This is a genomic window from Nocardia sp. NPDC055165 (assembly GCF_053606985.1).
Window position 1 is genome coordinate 37,405 of sequence record NZ_JBSGSS010000013.1, and the last position, 17,413, is coordinate 54,817.

Genomic DNA, 17,413 nt, shown 5'->3' on the forward strand with positions numbered 1-17,413 from the left:
GTCTGACCCCGCAGGAGGAGACCGTATGAGTGCCTCTACCGAAGCGATCGAGATGGCCACGGTCGCCGCACTCGCCGCCGACGACAAGCTGGCCACCGATGTCGTCGTCCTCGACGTCTCCGAGCAGCTGGTGATCACCGACTGCTTCGTCATCGCGTCGGCGCCCAACGAGCGCCAGGTCAACGCGATCGTCGACAACATCGAGGACAAGCTGCGCGAAGCCGGCCACAAGCCGGTCCGTCGCGAAGGCACCCGTGAGGGTCGCTGGGCGCTGCTCGACTACGTCGATATCGTCGTGCACGTCCAGCACAACGACGAGCGCAACTTCTACGCACTCGAGCGCCTGTGGCGTGACTGCCCGGCGGTTCCCGTCGAAGGCATCGCCGCACTCCCGACTCCGGCCGCGGACGACGACGCGCAGGTAGAGGGAATCAACGAGTGAGCAAGTACGCCCATGTGCGCAACCTGATCCTGTTGCGGCACGGGCAGACCGAATGGAACGCGGCCGACCGGATGCAGGGTCAGATCGACACCGATCTCACCGAACTCGGTCGCCAGCAGGCCAAAGAGGCCGCGCGCGAACTGGGTTCACGCAACGCCATCGCGATCCACGCCTCCGATCTGCGTCGCGCCAAGGAAACCGCGCAGGCACTCGGTGACATCAGCGATCTGCCTGTCATCACCGATCCGCGACTGCGCGAAACCAACCTGGGTGACTGGGAAGGCCTGACCCACCTCGAAGTCGACGCCGATTACCCCGGCGCGCGCGTGCAGTGGCGTCTCGATGCGACCTACACACCGCCCGGCGGCGAGAGCAAGCTCGAGGTGGGTGCCCGGTCCCTGCCTGTGGTGCGCGAACTGTACAACGAGCGGCAGGATTGGCCCGGTCGGACTATCATCCTGGTTGCGCACGGCGGGCTGATCGCTGCTCTGACGGCCGCGTTGCTGGAACTGCCACCGGAGAACTGGCCTGCCCTGGGTGGGCTGGCCAATACCAGCTGGGTGCAGCTTTCCAGCCACGGCCCGGACATCGATCGACCCGGCTGGCGCCTCGATGTGTGGAACGCAGCGGCGAAGGTAGCTCCCGATGTCCAATGAAGAGCCCGACCGATCAGTACCTGATGAGATGTTCCAGCAGGTGACGGCCAAAGCCGGACGGCAATTGCCGGACGCGCTATTCGGTCCGCCACCCGCTCGGCCCGCGCGCGCAGAGCGTGAGGAGCCGATCCGTTCGGTACCGGATGAGCTCTTCAAGCAGGTCACCGCACGCAGCGCGCGATCGCTGCCCGATGCCCTGTTCGGCCCGGTGCCCCCGCCGGTCGTCGCGGAACCCGAGCCGGTCGACTCGGCGGCAGACGTCGTCGAGTCCGGCTCGGGGACAGCGGATTCCGGGTCCCCGACCGCCGATGTTTCCCCAGACGGCAGTGTCGACGGCGACAGTGCGGTGACCTCGATCGGTGACGATGCCGAGGCCGCACGCGGCGCTGTCGACGTCGCATCCAGTTCCGCTGTGCAGGAAGCAGACAGCGAGACTTCCGGTGCCACGGCATCGGTGGATGTTGTCGCAGATGACGGTTCGACAGACGAACTCGGTGATGCGGATTCCGGTGCTGCACAGACCGATACCGCCCAGTCCACTGCGGATATCGCCGCTGCTGCGGATACGGTATCGGCTGCCGGCAGTGAGAAGTCCACGGAGCAGTCCGTCGATGACCCGGCAGTCGCCGAGTCGATCGTGGATGCCGCCGGATCTACGGATACGGCTGCGCCGCAACCACTCCGGCCGGAGGCGAGCGATCCGGTTCGGGTCGATGCCGCTACCTCGTCCGAAGTTTCTTCGGCTGAGGTGGCGACCGCCGTCGAAACCGGTTCTGCTGATGCGCAGGTCGATCCTCCCGCCGCACTTCCGGACGTGGACCTCGATATCGCGGACAGCTTGCCGACATCCTCGGCAACCCCTGTCGCGGATCCCGCGGTCGAGGTGTCCGCGAAACCTGCTGTCTCGCCCGGTGAATCGGGCGCTGCGGAGATCTCCGGTTCGCTGCTCGTCGAGGAAGCTGTGTCGCCCAGGCCGGTCGAGTCGGCCGCACCGCGTCCAGTGCTGCTCGTGATCGCCGACTCGCTCGCCTACTACGGGCCGAAGGGCGGGCTGCCTGCCGATGATCCACGGATCTGGCCGAATATGGTTGCCGCGGAACTGGATTGGGATGTCGAACTGATCGCTCGGATCGGCTGGACCTGTCGCGATGCCTACTGGGCGCTGATCGGAGATCCGCGCGTGTGGGCCGCGGTGCCGCGCGCCGGGGCGGTCGTATTCGCCGTCGGCGGCATGGACACGTTGCCGTCCCCGCTGCCCACCGCGCTGCGGGAGATGATTCGCTATATCCGTCCGCCGCGTCTGCGCCGTGGCGTGCGGGCGTCCTACAACTGGTTGCAGCCGAAGCTGTCGAAACTCGGTCGCCCGGTTGCCCTTCCGCCCAAGGTGAGCGTGGACTACCTGGAGCAGTCGCGGACCGCGCTGAATCATCTGCGTCCGGAGCTGCCTGTCGTGGCGGTGCTGCCGTCGGTCCACAAGTGCGACGCCTACGGGCGGGTCCACCGGGGCAGGGCGCGGGCGGTCAAGGCATTGCAGGCGTGGTCGGGCCGTACGTCGGTGCCGCTCGTCGACCTCGGCGAGGCCGTGCGCGACGACATCGAGTCGGGATCGGCGAACCCGGATGGCATCCACTGGGGCTGGGCCGGGCACGCGGCGGTGGCGACGGCGATGACGAAGGCGCTGCAGGAGGTCCGGTAGTCCGTGGCCGTTGTGGTGGTCACCGATTCGGCGGCGGGGTTGTCCGCCGATCTCGTCGCCGAGCTCGGTATCGAAGTGGTGCCGTTGCATGTGCTCGTCGGTGAGCACGAGATCCGGGAAGGCGTCGACCCGATCGAGATCGACTACACCGCCGACTCGGTCACCACGTCGGCCGCCTCGCCCGGAGAACTGCGCGAAGCCTACGAACGAGCGCTGAGCCTCAGCGACGGCGACGGTGTGGTGGCCGTCCATCTGTCGCGCCGATTGTCGGCGACGTGGGAGTCGGGCCGCCAGGCGGTGCGCGACATGGGCGCCGAAGATCGTGTGCGCGTTGTCGATTCGCTCGGGGCCGGCCTGGCGACCGGCCTGCCCGTGCTGGCCGCCGCGCGTAAGGCGAGGGCAGGCGAGGCGTTGAACGATGTCTACGAGCGCGCAGTGTCGGCCGCGACCCGTTCGCGCACGTTCATCCTGGTCAACCGCACCGAGCAACTCCGCAAGGGTGGCAGGCTGAGCAGCGCCGCAGCGTTCTTCGGCAGTGAACTGGTGACGAAACCACTGCTGCAGCTGGTGGAGGGCAAGCTCGAAATGCGCGAGAAGGTGCGAACCAGATCGCGTGCCTACGCCAAGCTGGTGGCTGCCGCGGTGGAGGCGGCCGCATCCGATGGTGCGGCGCTCGGCATCCAGCATCTCGGTGCCCCCGAGGCCGCCGAAAACATCGCGGCGCAATTGCGTGAGCAGCTGCCGGAGGTGCAAGAGCTCTACGTTGCCGAGTTCGGCCCCGCACTCGGTGTGCACCTCGGTGTCGGCGCACTCGGTGTCGCGGTGTTGCCCGGCGGATGCGTCTGATCGCTGCCGGTTCAGAATCTCGCTGAGGGCAAACAGTCCGGTGACGATGATCCGGTGCCTACCGTGGTTGTCATGGTTGGCCACACTTCCCCACAGACCGACGTTTCGCCACGAGTGCTCGTGGTCGACTGGGACGACCCGGATGCCGAGTCGCTGCGCGCGGAGATGTCGGCCGAGGTCCGTCCCCGCTACGCCCACCTCGAGCTCGCCCTGCGCGGTCCCTCGCCGATCGCGGTCGATCACGCGACCGTGCACCAGACGTTCGTCGCGTACGTGGGCGCGGAGCCTGTCGGGCACGCCGCGGTGCGCTGGAACGCCGGTGACCTCGAACTCAAGCGGATGTTCGTGCGTCCCGCCTACCGTGGCACCGGAACCGCGACCGCGCTCTTGCACGCCGCCGAAGCATCCGTGCGCGCGGCCGGCCGGCCCCGGATGATCCTGCAGACCGGGCATCTGCAGCCGGAAGCGGTGCGCTTCTACGAGCGCAGTGGCTATCACCGGATTCCGCTGTTCGCGCCGTATCACGTCCTGCCGCAGTCGAACTGTTTCGCGAGGAACCTGGACTGAAGTGATGATCGCGGGAGGATCTACGATTCCCCGATGACCGGATACGACGACTTCGACCACCTCGACGCCGCGAGCCTGCCTCCCCGCAGACAACACATCCTCGCCGTGATCAGGGATTCGGTGCTCGCCCACGGCTACGCGCCGAGCACGCGGGAGATCGCCGACGCGGTGGGCCTGCGCTCCACATCCACGGTCTCCCAACACCTGAAGGCATTGGAGGAGGACGGGTTCCTGCGCCGTGCCGCCACCATGACCCGCCCCATCGACGTGCGCCTGTTCCTGCGTGGCGCGTCCGTCGCCGACTCCGACGCCTCGGTGTCGGTGCCCGTCGTCGGCGACATCGCGGCGGGCACTCCGATCCTGGCCGAGCACAACCCCGACGACGTCATGACCCTCCCGCGTGAACTGGTCGGCCGCGGTGAGGTTTTCGGCTTGCGGGTGCGTGGCGACTCCATGATCGATGCCGCGATCTGCGACGGCGACCTCGTGGTGGTCCGTAGTCAGCGCGAGGCCAACTCCGGCGATATCGTCGCGGCGATGATCGGCGAGGAAGCCACGGTCAAGGTGTACCGCCGCCGCAACGGGCACGTGCAGCTCGAACCGCGCAACCCCGCCTACTCCGTGATCGACGGTGACGAAGCCGTCGTCCTGGGCCGCGTCGTGTCGGTGATGCGCCGACTCTGAGGTCGCTACGCCGGGCCGAACCAGTCCAGCGACTGGCCGTGCGGCCCGGCGAAAGCCAACGGCTCGTCGTCGAGGGCGAGCACCAATCGGGCCGCTGTGCTCTCGCGCGGGGGCAACCGGTCGGCCAGCGTGCTGAGAACCCCGGTGCCCTCTTGCGACACCCAGTGGCAGGGCAGGTCCCGCACCGTCGCCCGGAAGTCCGCCCGCGCCTGAGGGGAGAGGTAGCTCAGTACAGCACTGTGGAAAACCACTACGGTGCTGGCGCGTGGCGCCGCGAGTACCAGCTCGGTGACCTGCTCGTTCAGGTCGCCGGTGACGATGGCCGGTGGTTCCGCCGCCGCGATCGCGCAGGCCGAACGCAAGCGCGACAGCCGCTCGTCCTGTCCCGGCCAGACCAGCGCGGACAGCCACTGCCGGTCGTCGCTGTTGCCGGCATCGAGCGGGTTCAGATCTACTCCTGCCCGATGGACGACCCGGGGGAGCCGGTCCGGGATCGGCACCGCTCCGGTTGTCCTGCAGGCCAACACAACCGATGACGGACCGTCTGCCGGATCCAGCGCGGCGGTGTTGTAGCGATAACTGAAACGGTCCGGGTACAGGCACAGTCCGGCCGATGCTCCGACCTCGATGAGCGACAGGGGTCCGGGCAGGCGGGCCAGCACCGGCAGCAGGGTGGCCGCCCGGCCCGCCTCGTTCGTCTGTGTACGTCTGCGCAGCGTAGTCGCGGAGATCGCCGACCAGTTCTCGCGCAGTTGGTCGCGGAACTCGTGATAGGGAACCGCGGTCGCGCCGTGCACTCGCGCGGCGGCCAGGATCAGGTTGGGTTGCTGTTTGTCCGTAGGCAATTGGGCGATCAGCGCCAGTACCTCCGCGTCCACGCTGATATCCAGCGCTCGCCGGTGATAGAGCGGGGAATTTCCGCGCGCTTCGAGAAGTGCGAAGTCGCGGAATCGTTGTGCGAGTTCCATGGGTTCCTGGGTACGTCGAATCGGCCATGAGCGCACGGTATCCACTCGGGCAGACGAGATTCCGGGTGCGAAGCCACGCTGACCGGTGAGTTGTCCACAGGTTCGGAGTTATCCACAGATTTCCTCGAAGCCCAGGTCGGCAGGGGTTCGTCAGGTCGGCGTCGGCCTAGCGTCGCTGCCATGTCACGACACGAAGAGCACGAGCGAGTACGGCAGCGGCTGGGCGGGCTGGCGGTCCGCGAGCGAGCGCGACCGAGTAGTCAGCCGCTACGCGCGTCCGGGATGGAGGCCGGGAACAGTGCTGCGCGCTCTGGCGACGGCGAAGGACAGTGGGACGATGACGAACTCGCGCCGTCGGCCGGACCGGCAGGCCCAGTGGGGACACCCGGATGGCTCGACGATGGTGGATCGGGCAGGCGAAACCGCCTGGTGCCAGCGCGCTTCCAAAACGCACGGCTGGATCCGGGGCGTCGCGGCGCGCTGGTACTCGGGCTGGTCGGGGTCATCGCTGTGGTGCTCACCGGTGTGATGGTGCTACGCGATCAGCCGGTGGCGCGGGCGGTTCCGCCGGTACCTGTACTGCGGGCGGAAAGCGTTGCAGTACAGCCCGGCCCGACCACGGTGGTCTCGGCCATGTCCGGTCCAGGTCCGACCTCGAGTGCCGATGTCGTCGTCAGCGTGGTCGGTTTGGTCGAACGAGCCGGGCTGCACCGATTGCCGGACGGTTCCCGGATCGCCGACGCCTTGGAGAAGGCAGGAGGGATTCGTGACGGTGCCGACCTGGCAGGCCTGAACCTGGCTCAACGACTGGTGGACGGGGACCAGGTCATAGTCGGAGCCACGGATCCTCAAACCGGTCAACCACGCCTCGGCAGCATCACGATCGGTGCTGGTCGCGCACCTGTGACCCCGCCCGGCACCGGCGGCTCGAACACCGCGAGCTCGAAACCAGGAGGTTCGAGCACCGCAGGTTCGAGCACTGCCGGTCTCAGTGGCGGTGTCTCGTCCGGCAATTCGCGCATCGATCTGAACACCGCAACCGAAGCCGAGTTGGACGCACTGCCCGGCGTAGGACCGGTCACCGCCAAGGCAATTCTCGCGTGGCGCACCACCAACGGACGCTTCACCGATGTCGCTCAACTCGGCGAGGTAGACGGCATCGGTCCCGCCCGGCTGGCTCGACTCCGCGACCTGGTGACGGCATGATCCATGCGAAGACACCCCGCGCGGAGGTGATCGCGTGACCTGCCCGGTGTGGCCCTGCGCACGGCTCGGAACCAGGCCCGCCACAGATCAGCCCATCGAAACAGTGGAGGACGGCGCGCCGGGATCAGGCGATCTCAGTCGCCTCGCATGTCCACTCGGATCGGGCGAGAACTCTCGTTCTGCGAACGATGTGGTTGACCTGGGCATCGGTACGCCCCGACCTGACGACACGGCAGGCGGATGAGACACGAGCCGGGCGAGGGAGCGGTTCGGGAGGAACCGCGCCGGCGACCGAGAGCCGTACAGCACGGGAGAACGATTCCGGGAGATTCGGACCGGCGTGGGCGGCTGGGAACGGCTGAACGCGAGGGCGCTTCGCAGGAAAGGTCGGGTCGACGTCGGTGGACGCGAGCAGCAGAGCTCTGGGAGTCGGCGGGGCGGGGGCCGGGACGCCGGGTACGCGTGGGACAACAAACGGGCAAAGGGGAGCCGGAGCTACAGGTACTCGATATGCGATTGGTTCCTGCGGCGTTCGGGTGCTGGGTGGCGACGATTGTCGCGGTGACTGTGGGGTGGGTCGCGGGATTGGTGCTGGCTGCTGCGTCGGTCGTGGTCGCGATCGGGTTGTGGGTGGTGCTGCTGTGGGCGATGGCGCATCGGCGGGAGCGGTGGCGGGTTGTCGCGGTGACCGGGTTGGCGACGATGCTGCTCGGTGCGGGGTTCGCGGCGGCCGGTGCTTGGCAGGAGCACCATGTCCAGGCACATCCGTTGCGAGAATCGTTCGGCCGGTCGGTGAACGTGCTCGCGGTGGTCACCGATGACGCGAAGCCCCTGCGCGCCGGTGGGTTCGGCGGTGAGCGGCGGTGGATTGTTCGTGCGGGTCTGCGCGAGTTCGGTCATGGCCCGGCATGGACGCAGGCAGGCGGTTCGATTGTGGTGCTCGCGCAGGGTAGTGAGTGGGCTGAGCTGTCGCCTGGGCAAGTGGTGCGATTCCGGGCTGAGGTCAGCGAGCCGAACCGCGCCGATCTGACGGTTGCCACCCTGCACGCCGCCGACGCACCGAAGCGGATCGGTGAGCCGCCGTGGTGGCAGCGGGTCGCGGCGAGCGTGCGAACGGATCTGGTGGACGCGTCCGCCAAGGCACTGCCACCTGCTGCGGCGGGGTTGCTGCCCGCGCTCGTTGTCGGTGACACTGTCGCGCTGCCGGAACAAGTGCGTGACGCATTCGAAATTGCTGGATTGCAGCACCTCTGTGTGGTCAGTGGAGCCAATTTCACAATCCTGCTGACGGCCCTGTTGGCACTCACCCGCCTGCTCACGGCCGGCCCGCGGACCAGTGCTGCCGCGGCGGCGGGGGCTGTCGCACTGTTCGTCGTGATCGCCCGCCCCGACCCGAGTGTGCTGCGCGCGGCAGCGATGGGCTCGGTGACAGTGCTCGCCCTGCTTACCGGCAGACGCAAGCAGGCGCTGCCGGCGTTGTGTGCGGCAGTGATCGGATTGCTGGCCGTTGCACCGCAATTGGCGGTGAGCGCGGGATTCGCGCTGTCGGTGCTCGCGACCGCGGGGCTGATCTTGCTCGCGCCCAGCTGGGCGGACTGGTTGCGGGCGCATGGTTGGTGGCGCGCGCCCGCGGAGATCGTCGCGGTATCGGCAGCCGCGTTCGTGGTCACCGTGCCGATGATGGTTGCGCTGTCGGGGCGGATGAGCCTGGTGGCGATCGTGGCCAACGCGCTCGTCGCACCGGTGGTCGGGCTGATCACGGTGATCGGCGCGGTGGGCGCGGTCGTGGCCTGCGTATGGGGTGATGCCGCGGTATGGGTGCTGTGGTGTGCGCGGCCACCGATGTGGTGGTTGCTCGGCGTCGCGGATCGCGCGGCCGCGGTGCCGGGCGCCACGATCACGGTGCCTGGCGGCGTGGTCGCAGGATCGGTCGCGGCGGTGATCGTCGTCGTGGTCGTGGCGGCACTGCGCTGGTCGCACACCCGCAGACTCCTCGCGGTAGTGGTGCTGGGAGTGTCGATTGTGCTGCTCCCAGTGCGCTTCTTGCAGCCAGGATGGCCACCATCGGGCTGGGTGCTCGCGATGTGTGACGTTGGGCAGGGCGACGGCCTGGCTCTGTCTGTTGCTCCCGGTGCCGCGGTCGTCGTAGACGTCGGCCCGGACCCACGCCCGATCCGGGCCTGCCTGGATCGCCTGAAAATCACCCACATCCCGCTACTGGTCCTCACTCACCCCCATGCCGATCACATCAACGGACTCGCCGGCGCTCTCCGAGGCCGCACTGTCGACGCTATAGCTACCGCCCCGGGGGAACTCCGCTCAGCGATCGCCGAAACCTGTGCCGCCGCAGACCGCACCACTGCGCCGACGCCGAGCACTGCGCCGACGCCGAGCACTGCGCCGACACCGCCGAACCTCACCCCGTCGACCGGAACTCCCTCGCATCCCACAGAAATCGAGAGATACCCATCGCGAACAGCGGAATCGTCACCACCTGCGCAGGGGGTAGTCGCCGTGCGGGTGCCCTCTGTGGATTCGGCTGTCCCACCGTTGCATCCGGACGACTCGGGCGGACCGCCGTCGCGCTCGGCGACGCCGACCATGCCAGGGCGACCGCAGCCGACCGCAACCTCACATCCGAAGGAGCGAGCGTCGACGGTGGGCACCGCGGTGCGGCCGACGGGAGACGATCATGTCGTGTGCCCGCGTGGGACGCCGGGGGAGAGGCCGGCGACAAGTGGTCGCCGTTCCGCGGAACAGACTGTTTCCCAACGAGAATCGCATGGCCACGGTGGCGACACCGAGGGAGTGGAGCGGGTGACGGAACTGGCTGGTGCGGCTGATATTCCGTTGATGGAACTGCACGCGGGGCACGAAATGACCTTCGGCGCAGTCGGATTGCGTGTGCTGGCACCGAGCCGGGACCTGCCGACGTCGCTGTCGGCCGATGCGGCCAACGATCGGTCACTGGTGATGCGAGCACGTACACCGGCCGGAACGATCCTGTTCACCGGCGACATCGAGGCCGAGGCACAGGCCCGGATCATGCGCGGTGAGGATGTCCGGGCGGACGTCCTCAAGGTGCCCCATCACGGATCACGCACCACCACACCGGCATTCCTGCGTGCGGTCGGACCACGCCTGGCGTTGGTCAGTGCCGGGTCGGACAACACCTTCGGGCATCCGCACCCCACGGTGACCTCGACCCTCGCCGCGCTCGGCGCAACCGTCGCTCGGACCGACCTCGAGGGTGACGTCGTGATCGTGGGTACCGCCGCCGATCTGCGGACCGTCACGTCTCGTCGACGAGCACCGCAGACGCGGCACGGCCCCACGTCTGGATGGCGTCGAGGATCTCGATCCGGTCGGTGGGCACGTTGATACCCGTCACGACTGACGTCTCGGACCGATGCTCGAAGGTCACCGTGAAGAACGAGCAGCACGTCGATTCCCGGTGGTCGAGTCGCCTCCGGCCGCCTCGGGAGCTGGTCGAACTCGGCCAGGCGCAGCGGGACGACGGTGCTCGGCAACATGCCCGAGGTCGGCGCCAAGGGATGTCGGTGGGCGTACGTAGGATCGCCTGGTGAGCGAACGCCCTGCCTCGGTGCATCTGGTCCTCGGCGACGAGGAACTGCTGGTCGAACGTGCGGTTGCGATGGTGACCGCGCAGGTGCGGGCCTGTGCGCCCGATCCGGATTCGGTACCCGTCGACCGATTGCGCGCCGGTGACGCCAGCACGGCGGAACTGGCCGAGTTGCTCAGCCCCTCGCTGTTCGCCGAAGACCGGGTGATCGTGCTTGAGTCGGCAGCGGAAGCGGGCAAGGACGCGGTCGCGGTGATCACCGAGGCTGCGGCCGATCCGCCCGACGGTGTGGTGCTCATGGTTCTGCACTCGGGCGGCGGACGGGCCAAAGCGCTGGCACCCGCACTGCAGAAGAAGGGCGCGACGGTCCACGAGTGCACCAAACTCAACAAAGGCGCCGAGCGCGTGGAGTTCGTGCGAGGCGAGTTCCGGGCCCTCGGGGTCAAGGTCTCGACCGAAGTCGTGCAAGCCTTGCTCGAATCGGTCGGTTCGGAGCTGCGTGAATTGGCCGCCGCCTGTTCACAATTGGTGTCCGATACCGGTGGCAAGGTCGACGCGAACGCGGTCCGCCGCTACTACTCCGGCCGGGCCGAGGTCACCGGCTTCGACGTCGCCGACCTCGCGGTCGCCGGCGACCGTCCCGGCGCGATGGAAGCCCTGCGCTGGGCCACCGACCGCGGCGTTCCCCACGTTTTGCTCGCCGACGCCCTCGCCGACTCGGTCCACACCATCGCCAAAGTCGGCTCGGCAGGCCGCGGCGACCCGTTCGCCCTCGCCCAGAAGCTGGGTATGCCCCCCTGGAAGATCAAGAAAGCCCAAGCCCAAGCCCGCGGCTGGAACCCCACCACCATCGGCACCGCCCTACAGGTGGTAGCCACCCTCAATGCCGACGTCAAAGGCGGCGCCGCCGACGCCACCTACGCGGTGGAACACGCCCTCGCCCGCATCCTCGACCTCCGCGCCACTGGCTGACCAGCGCGGCTGAGCAGGCGCGCCGCACCGCCATCCAATCGGGATCCAATCGCGATGTCCGGTCGCTCTCGCGGCTGGCACAGTTGATCATGAGATGGTTGAGCCGAGTGGTAGCCGGGATGGACGAGGCGGGCGCGGTCGACGCGGTCGGGGATCGGCGGGGCGGGTAGCTCGGCGGGTGGTGCAGGTGGTCGCGGCGGTGTTGTCGGCCACGGTGGTGGTGGTCACGGCATATGGGTGGTCGACGGCGGGGAGTTTCGATGCGGGGTTCCTGCGGTCGCGGGCGATCGGTGACGACGCCCCGCACTCACTCGGGGGCGATCTCAACATCCTGCTGATCGGGTTGGATACCCGCCGTGATCAGAACGGCAACGAGCTACCGGCCGAGGTCCTCGAGCAACTGCACGCCGGTGACGGTGACGAAGGCGGATACAACGCCAATACCCTGATCCTGGTGCATATTCCGGCGTCGATGGACAAGATCGTCGCGGTGTCGATACCACGCGACGACTATGTGCCGGTCACCGGGATCCCGGGCTACACCCACGCCAAGATCAAGGAGGCGTACGGGTTGAAGAAGGCGGCCGTGCAGGACCGGCTGATCGCGCAGGGCATCACCGATCAGCGGAAGCTGGAACAGGCGGGCAGGGAGGCGGGGCGGGCCGCTACCGTGGCCGCGGTCCGGGATCTGACAGGCGTGCCGATCGACAGGTTCGCCGAGGTGACCCTGGCGGGCTTCTACGAGCTGGCCGCCGCGCTGGGCGGCGTGGAAGTGTGTTTGAACAAGCCGGTCCAGGACTCCGAGTTCTCCGGCGCCGATTTTCCCGCCGGCCGCCAGCAGCTGAATCCCGCACAGGCGCTGGCTTTCGTCCGGCAGCGGCACGGGCTGGAGAACGGCGATCTGGACCGAACCCACCGCCAGCAGGCGTTCCTGACCTCGGTGGCCCGCCAGCTTCGCAGCGCGGGCACCCTCACCGACCCGCGCAAGCTCTCGGCACTGATGGATGTGGCGCATCGCAATATCGTGCTGTCGGACGGCTGGAACATGACCGAATTCGTCCGCACCCTGGGCGCCGCCGACGATCCCGAGGTCGAGTTCCGTACCTTGCCGGTGCTGCGCTACGACGTGATCAACGGCCAGGACGTGAACATCGTCGACCGGTCGGCGATCCGCCGCGAGATGGCCGCGGCTTTCGGTATGCCGGTCCCGGCCTCCACCACGGCCAGGCGCACCGGACAACGCACCGAACCGCCTGCCGCCTGGTCGTCGGAGTCGACAGCGGGCGCTTGGCAGACCAGCACGACCACGTCGGCGCCACAGACTCCCGACGCGGGCAGGCCGGTCCGCAGCGACATCACCTCGGGTCAGGTGCCCTGCGTGAACTGACTACTCGCCGGCGACGACCAGCGAGACGTCCACATCCTCGTCGTCGTCGAGGTCGTCGTAGCGTCCCTCCCACTCGTCGTAGAGGGGAACCTCGTCCTCACGGGTGACGATCCACGCGGCGCCGTAGCCACCGTCCTCGTCGGGCACCATCACATTTTCGACCTTGAGACCGATACCCAGGATCTCCGCCGCGCGGATCACCTCGGCCAGGTCATCGCCTCGTACCACCGTCTGATTCGCGTACACCGTCAGCATGGCGCGAATGGTAGCCGGTGGAAGGGAACGACAAAAGCCGCCGTGGTCATCGAGGCCACGGCGGCTGCGTCTTGCGAAGTATTGCCAGCGAGCACCAGGCTCGCCGTCGATCAGATCTTGTTCAGAGCCAGCGCGAGCGCGGACTTCTTGTTGGCCGCCTGGTTGGCGTGGATGACGCCCTTGGACGCAGCCTTGTCGAGCTTGCGGCTCGCGAACTGCAGCTGCTCAGCAGCCTTTTCCTTGTCACCGCTGGAGGCAGCTTCACGGAAGTTGCGGATCGCGGTGCGCAGCGCGGACTTGACCGACTGGTTGCGCTTGCGCGCTTCCTCGTTGGTACGGATCCGCTTCATCTGGGACTTGATGTTGGCCACGCCTGTATCCTCTGGTTTCCTGTCGCTGGGTGGTATTCCTTGAAAGCTCGTCGGGCGCGCGCCCACGATGCAGCAGATGGTGCTGAACTACGGGTAACACCGCGCCGAAGATCGAGGTTACCAGCTCGCCACCCCCCGGCGAAATCGGCCCTCATCCGGTCGACCGGGGAGACAACGCCGATTTCACCCGTTTCAGGTGATGCAAAGAATTTACCTGTGTCACACACGACCCTGCTGCCGGGTGATGCACAGTTTTTGTCATGACCTCCACCACTGCGCCGAGTACGGCTCGATCTGCATCACCGGCGATGGTGAGAACGAACGGCCATCCGGCAGCCACCCACACCGGATTGTTCGAGGGATATGGCCCCGGCCGCTTCGCCGACGCGTTCGACGAGATGTTCGACGCATCGGGGAAGGTACGGGCGCCTTACAAGGGCATCCACGCCGCGATGGCCGCCAATGATGTCGATGACCTGGCCAAACGATCGGACGCGCTGGACCGTGCGTTCATCGACCAGGGCATCACCTTCTCGCTGTCGGGCCAGGAGCGCCCGTTCCCGCTGGATCTGGTGCCGCGGGTGATCGCCGCCGCGGAGTGGGCCAAGCTCGAACGCGGCATCAAACAGCGGGTCACCGCGATGGAACTGTTCCTGGCCGACGTCTACGGCGAGCAGAACATCCTGCGTGATCAGGTGATCCCGAAGCGTCTGGTCACCTCGTGCGAGCACTTCCACCGCGAGGCCGCCGGGCTGGTCCCGCCCAACGGCGTGCGCATCCACGTCTCGGGCATCGACCTGGTCCGCGACGAAAAGGGCGACTTCCGGGTGCTGGAGGACAATCTGCGCTCGCCGTCGGGGGTGTCCTATGTGATGGAGAACCGGCGCACGATGGCCCGGGTCTTCCCCGATCTGTTCTCCTCGCATCGGGTGCGCGCGGTGGGCGACTATCCGGGCCACCTGCTGCGCGCGCTGCGGGCCTCCGCGGCGCCCAACGAGGTCGACCCGACCGTGGTGGTGCTCACGCCGGGCGTGCACAACTCCGCCTACTTCGAGCATTCGCTGCTGGCCCGGCAGATGGGTGTGGAGCTGGTGGAGGGTCGCGACCTGTTCTGCCGCGACAATGTCGTCTACATGCGCACGACGGCGGGGGAGCGTCAGGTCGACGTGATCTACCGGCGCATCGACGACACCTTCCTCGACCCGATGCACTTCCGCCCCGATTCCGTGCTCGGCGTCGCCGGCGTGCTCAACGCCGCCCGCGCGGGCAATGTGGTGATCTCGAGCGCGGTGGGCAACGGTGTCGGCGACGACAAGCTCATCTACACCTACGTGCCCAAGATCATCGAGTACTACCTCGGCGAGAAGCCGATCCTGCCCAATGTCGACACCTTCCGCTGCTGGCTGGACGACGAACGCGAGGAGGTGCTCGACCGGGTCGGCGAACTGGTGGTCAAACCGGTCGAGGGTTCCGGTGGCTACGGCATCGTGATCGGGCCCGATGCCTCGCCGCGCGAGCTGGAGACGATCAAGCGCAAGATCAAGGCCGACCCGCGTGGCTGGATCGCCCAGCCGGTGGTGCAGCTCTCGACGGTGCCGACCAAGATCGGTGACGATCTCGCGCCCCGGCACGTGGACCTGCGCCCGTTCGCGGTCAACGACGGGGACGACATCTGGGTGCTGCCCGGCGGACTCACCCGGGTCGCGCTGCCGGAGGGCTCGCTGGTGGTGAACTCGAGTCAGGGCGGCGGCAGCAAGGACACCTGGGTGCTGGCCGGGCGCTCGGGGACCGAAGACCGGGAACTGGCCGGACCCGAGCTCGTCAGCGAACCGCCGCAAGCGGATTCGTTCGAGCTGGGTCGCGAACTCAGCACCCCGCAGGCCAATCAGCAACAGCAGCAACAACAGCAGACACAGCGGTTGATCGGGGAATAGAGACATGCTTGCTCGAAACGCCGAATCCCTCTACTGGATCGGCCGATACGTCGAGCGCGCCGACGACACAGCGCGCATCCTGGACGTGGCGGTGCACCAACTGCTCGAAGACGCCACCGTCGACGCGGACCGCACGTCTCGCGTGCTGCTGAAGGTGCTCGGGATCGAACCACCCGAGGGCCTTCGCCTCGACGTGTGGTCGGTCACCGATCTCGTCGCCTACAGCCACGACCACGGCGTCTCGATCAGTGACTCCATCACCAAAGCCCGCGAGAACGCCCGCGGCGCACGCGAAGTCACCTCGAGTGAGATGTGGGAGTGCCTCAATGCCACCTACAACGGCATGGCCGCGGCGGAGCGGGCGGCGCGTGGCCTCGGTCCGCACGAGTTCTTCTCCTACATCAAGGGCAGGGCGGCGATGTTCACCGGACTGACCGACTCGACCCTGAGTCGTGACGACGGCTACCGCTTCCTGCTGCTCGGGCGTTCCATCGAACGCGTGGACATGATGGTGCGCCTGCTGCTCTCACGCGCCGGTGACAAGACCTCCTCGCCCGCCTGGGTGACGGTGCTGCGCTCGGCGGGCGCGCACGACACCTACCTGCGCACCCATCGCGGCGCCCTCGACGCGGCCAGAGTCGCCGAGTTCATCCTGATCGACCGCCTGTTCCCGCGTTCGGTGTTCCACACGCTGCGCGTCGCCGAGGCCTGCCTGACCGAGCTCGATCAGCGGCCGGGCAGTCGCGTCGGCGCGCGGCACGAGGCGCAACGGGTGCTCGGACGCGCGCGCAGCGAACTCGAGTTCCTGCCGCCGGGAGTGTTGTTGGAAGATCTGCAGAGCCGCCTGCTCGCCCTGCAGAAATCGTGCCGTGAGCTCAGTGAAGCCGTGTCACGCCAGTACTTCCATGCCGCCCCGTGGGTGGCGTGGACCGACGTGCGCAGCAAGCAGGACAGCCGCGTGCAGGTAGAGGGAGAGCTATGAGTTGGCGGATCAGGGTGGTGCACACCACCGGTTATGTCTACGACGCGCCCGTGACGCGGTCGTTCAACGAGGCCAGGCTCACCCCGCGCGCCGACAGCAGGCAGAACGTAATCCTCAATCGCGTCGAAACCGTGCCCGCCACCAGGGCTTATCGCTACACCGACTACTGGGGCACCGCCGTCACGGCCTTCGACCTGCACGCACCGCACACCGAACTCGAGGTGACCGGGTCCTCGGTGGTCGAGACCGAACCGTTCGCCGAACCCACCGAGGAACTGAGCTGGGACGAACTGCAGGGCGGGCGGGTCGTCGACCGGTTCGACGAAATGCTCAGTCCCACCGCCTATGTGCCGCGCGATCGCAAACTGTCGACGGTGGCGCGTCAGCTCTCGCGCGGTGAGGAGCCGGCCAAGGCGGTGGTGCGCGCGGCCGAGTGGGTGCACAAGGAGATGGACTACATCGCGGGCACGACCTCGGTGCACACCTCGGCGTTGCAGGCCTTCGCCGAACGTCGCGGCGTGTGCCAGGACTACGCCCACCTGACGCTGGTGTTGTTGCGCAGCATGGGAATTCCCAGTCGCTACGTGTCCGGGTACCTGCATCCGAAGCCGGGTGCGGCGATCGGCGAAACGGTGGCGGGCCAGTCGCACGCGTGGATCGAGGCGTGGACCGGGCAGTGGTGGGGCTACGACCCGACCAACAATCTCGCCGTCAACGAGCAGCACGTGTCGGTCGGCGTCGGTCGTGACTACGCCGATGTGCCGCCGTTGAAAGGCGTGTTCTCCGGCGGCGGCTCGACAGACCTGGAGGTCGTTGTGGAGGTCACCCGGCTCGCGTAGTGTCCGAGAGGCTCGTGCGGACCCC

Annotated in this window: 16 protein-coding genes; 13 read left to right on the forward strand and 3 right to left on the reverse strand. The window is 67.7% G+C overall.

Features of this window, described 5'->3' with window-relative positions; genetic code table 11:
* Nucleotides 1–25 precede the first annotated feature (25 nt).
* The 6 genes from rsfS to lexA all read left to right on the forward strand — a co-directional run bounded on the left by rsfS (nt 26) and on the right by lexA (nt 4,891).
* Nucleotides 26–442, forward strand: a complete 417-nt coding sequence (gene rsfS / locus ACWFRF_RS24635) for a ribosome silencing factor (RefSeq protein ID WP_056821472.1) — start codon at nt 26–28, stop codon at nt 440–442.
* Complete coding sequence (locus tag ACWFRF_RS24640) at nt 439–1,098, forward strand: histidine phosphatase family protein (protein WP_101463961.1); 660 nt, start codon at nt 439–441, stop codon at nt 1,096–1,098. Before rsfS ends, ACWFRF_RS24640 begins: the two co-directional genes overlap by 4 nt.
* Complete coding sequence (octT, locus tag ACWFRF_RS24645) at nt 1,088–2,794, forward strand: diglucosylglycerate octanoyltransferase (RefSeq protein WP_452452433.1); 1,707 nt, start codon at nt 1,088–1,090, stop codon at nt 2,792–2,794. Before ACWFRF_RS24640 ends, octT begins: the two co-directional genes overlap by 11 nt.
* Before the next feature lie 3 nt (nt 2,795–2,797).
* Nucleotides 2,798–3,640 (forward strand): DegV family protein, encoded by an 843-nt coding sequence (locus tag ACWFRF_RS24650; RefSeq protein WP_378993775.1) that lies wholly within the window; start codon nt 2,798–2,800, stop codon nt 3,638–3,640.
* A gap of 72 nt (nt 3,641–3,712) precedes the next feature.
* Nucleotides 3,713–4,207 carry a GNAT family N-acetyltransferase gene (locus ACWFRF_RS24655; protein ID WP_379318846.1) on the forward strand — a complete coding sequence of 165 codons (495 nt, stop codon included), beginning with the start codon at nt 3,713–3,715 and terminating at the stop codon, nt 4,205–4,207.
* Nucleotides 4,208–4,240: 33 nt separating this feature from the next.
* Complete coding sequence (lexA, locus tag ACWFRF_RS24660) at nt 4,241–4,891, forward strand: transcriptional repressor LexA (RefSeq protein ID WP_452452435.1); 651 nt, start codon at nt 4,241–4,243, stop codon at nt 4,889–4,891.
* Nucleotides 4,892–4,896: 5 nt separating this feature from the next.
* Here the strand turns inward: lexA and ACWFRF_RS24665 are convergent, their stop codons facing one another.
* Nucleotides 4,897–5,859, reverse strand: coding sequence for a DUF2332 domain-containing protein (locus tag ACWFRF_RS24665; protein ID WP_452452436.1), 963 nt, complete (start codon nt 5,857–5,859; stop codon nt 4,897–4,899).
* Between the two features lie 180 nt (nt 5,860–6,039).
* Here ACWFRF_RS24665 and ACWFRF_RS24670 point away from each other — a divergent pair, with 180 nt between their 5' ends.
* The 4 genes from ACWFRF_RS24670 to ACWFRF_RS24685 all read left to right on the forward strand — a co-directional run bounded on the left by ACWFRF_RS24670 (nt 6,040) and on the right by ACWFRF_RS24685 (nt 13,007).
* Nucleotides 6,040–7,065, forward strand: a complete 1,026-nt coding sequence (locus ACWFRF_RS24670; protein WP_452452438.1) for a ComEA family DNA-binding protein — start codon at nt 6,040–6,042, stop codon at nt 7,063–7,065.
* 510 nt (nt 7,066–7,575) lie between these two features.
* Nucleotides 7,576–10,446, forward strand: a complete 2,871-nt coding sequence (locus ACWFRF_RS24675; protein ID WP_452452440.1) for a ComEC/Rec2 family competence protein — start codon at nt 7,576–7,578, stop codon at nt 10,444–10,446.
* A gap of 202 nt (nt 10,447–10,648) precedes the next feature.
* On the forward strand, nt 10,649–11,620 hold the full coding sequence (gene holA / locus ACWFRF_RS24680; RefSeq protein ID WP_378993787.1) for a DNA polymerase III subunit delta: 972 nt from the start codon (nt 10,649–10,651) through the stop codon (nt 11,618–11,620).
* A gap of 178 nt (nt 11,621–11,798) precedes the next feature.
* Nucleotides 11,799–13,007 (forward strand): LCP family protein, encoded by a 1,209-nt coding sequence (locus tag ACWFRF_RS24685; protein WP_378993789.1) that lies wholly within the window; start codon nt 11,799–11,801, stop codon nt 13,005–13,007.
* On the opposite strand, the gene ACWFRF_RS24690 is transcribed toward ACWFRF_RS24685, so the two are convergent.
* Nucleotides 13,008–13,262 carry a hypothetical protein gene (locus tag ACWFRF_RS24690; RefSeq protein ID WP_378637424.1) on the reverse strand — a complete coding sequence of 85 codons (255 nt, stop codon included), beginning with the start codon at nt 13,260–13,262 and terminating at the stop codon, nt 13,008–13,010. It lies immediately after the preceding gene.
* 110 nt (nt 13,263–13,372) lie between these two features.
* Nucleotides 13,373–13,633 (reverse strand): 30S ribosomal protein S20, encoded by a 261-nt coding sequence (gene rpsT / locus ACWFRF_RS24695; protein ID WP_056821462.1) that lies wholly within the window; start codon nt 13,631–13,633, stop codon nt 13,373–13,375.
* A gap of 308 nt (nt 13,634–13,941) precedes the next feature.
* Here rpsT and ACWFRF_RS24700 point away from each other — a divergent pair, with 308 nt between their 5' ends.
* The 3 genes from ACWFRF_RS24700 to ACWFRF_RS24710 are packed head-to-tail and all read left to right on the forward strand — an operon-like array spanning nt 13,942 to nt 17,388.
* Complete coding sequence (locus ACWFRF_RS24700; RefSeq protein ID WP_378994041.1) at nt 13,942–15,567, forward strand: circularly permuted type 2 ATP-grasp protein; 1,626 nt, start codon at nt 13,942–13,944, stop codon at nt 15,565–15,567.
* A 4-nt stretch (nt 15,568–15,571) separates the two neighbouring features.
* Nucleotides 15,572–16,549 (forward strand): alpha-E domain-containing protein, encoded by a 978-nt coding sequence (locus ACWFRF_RS24705; RefSeq protein WP_101463949.1) that lies wholly within the window; start codon nt 15,572–15,574, stop codon nt 16,547–16,549.
* Nucleotides 16,546–17,388, forward strand: a complete 843-nt coding sequence (locus ACWFRF_RS24710) for a transglutaminase family protein (protein WP_378637428.1) — start codon at nt 16,546–16,548, stop codon at nt 17,386–17,388. Before ACWFRF_RS24705 ends, ACWFRF_RS24710 begins: the two co-directional genes overlap by 4 nt.
* The last annotated feature ends 25 nt before the right edge of the window (nt 17,389–17,413 follow it).

Coding starts and splice junctions, on each gene's coding strand:
- rsfS (WP_056821472.1), top strand. CDS start 26: ATGAGTGCCTCTACCGAAGCGATCGAGATGGCCACGGTCGCCGCACTC.
- octT (WP_452452433.1), top strand. CDS start 1,088: ATGTCCAATGAAGAGCCCGACCGATCAGTACCTGATGAGATGTTCCAG.
- ACWFRF_RS24655 (WP_379318846.1), top strand. CDS start 3,713: ATGGTTGGCCACACTTCCCCACAGACCGACGTTTCGCCACGAGTGCTC.
- lexA (WP_452452435.1), top strand. CDS start 4,241: ATGACCGGATACGACGACTTCGACCACCTCGACGCCGCGAGCCTGCCT.
- ACWFRF_RS24665 (WP_452452436.1), bottom strand. CDS start 5,859: ATGGAACTCGCACAACGATTCCGCGACTTCGCACTTCTCGAAGCGCGC.
- ACWFRF_RS24670 (WP_452452438.1), top strand. CDS start 6,040: ATGTCACGACACGAAGAGCACGAGCGAGTACGGCAGCGGCTGGGCGGG.
- ACWFRF_RS24675 (WP_452452440.1), top strand. CDS start 7,576: ATGCGATTGGTTCCTGCGGCGTTCGGGTGCTGGGTGGCGACGATTGTC.
- ACWFRF_RS24690 (WP_378637424.1), bottom strand. CDS start 13,262: ATGCTGACGGTGTACGCGAATCAGACGGTGGTACGAGGCGATGACCTG.
- ACWFRF_RS24700 (WP_378994041.1), top strand. CDS start 13,942: ATGGTGAGAACGAACGGCCATCCGGCAGCCACCCACACCGGATTGTTC.
- ACWFRF_RS24705 (WP_101463949.1), top strand. CDS start 15,572: ATGCTTGCTCGAAACGCCGAATCCCTCTACTGGATCGGCCGATACGTC.
- ACWFRF_RS24710 (WP_378637428.1), top strand. CDS start 16,546: ATGAGTTGGCGGATCAGGGTGGTGCACACCACCGGTTATGTCTACGAC.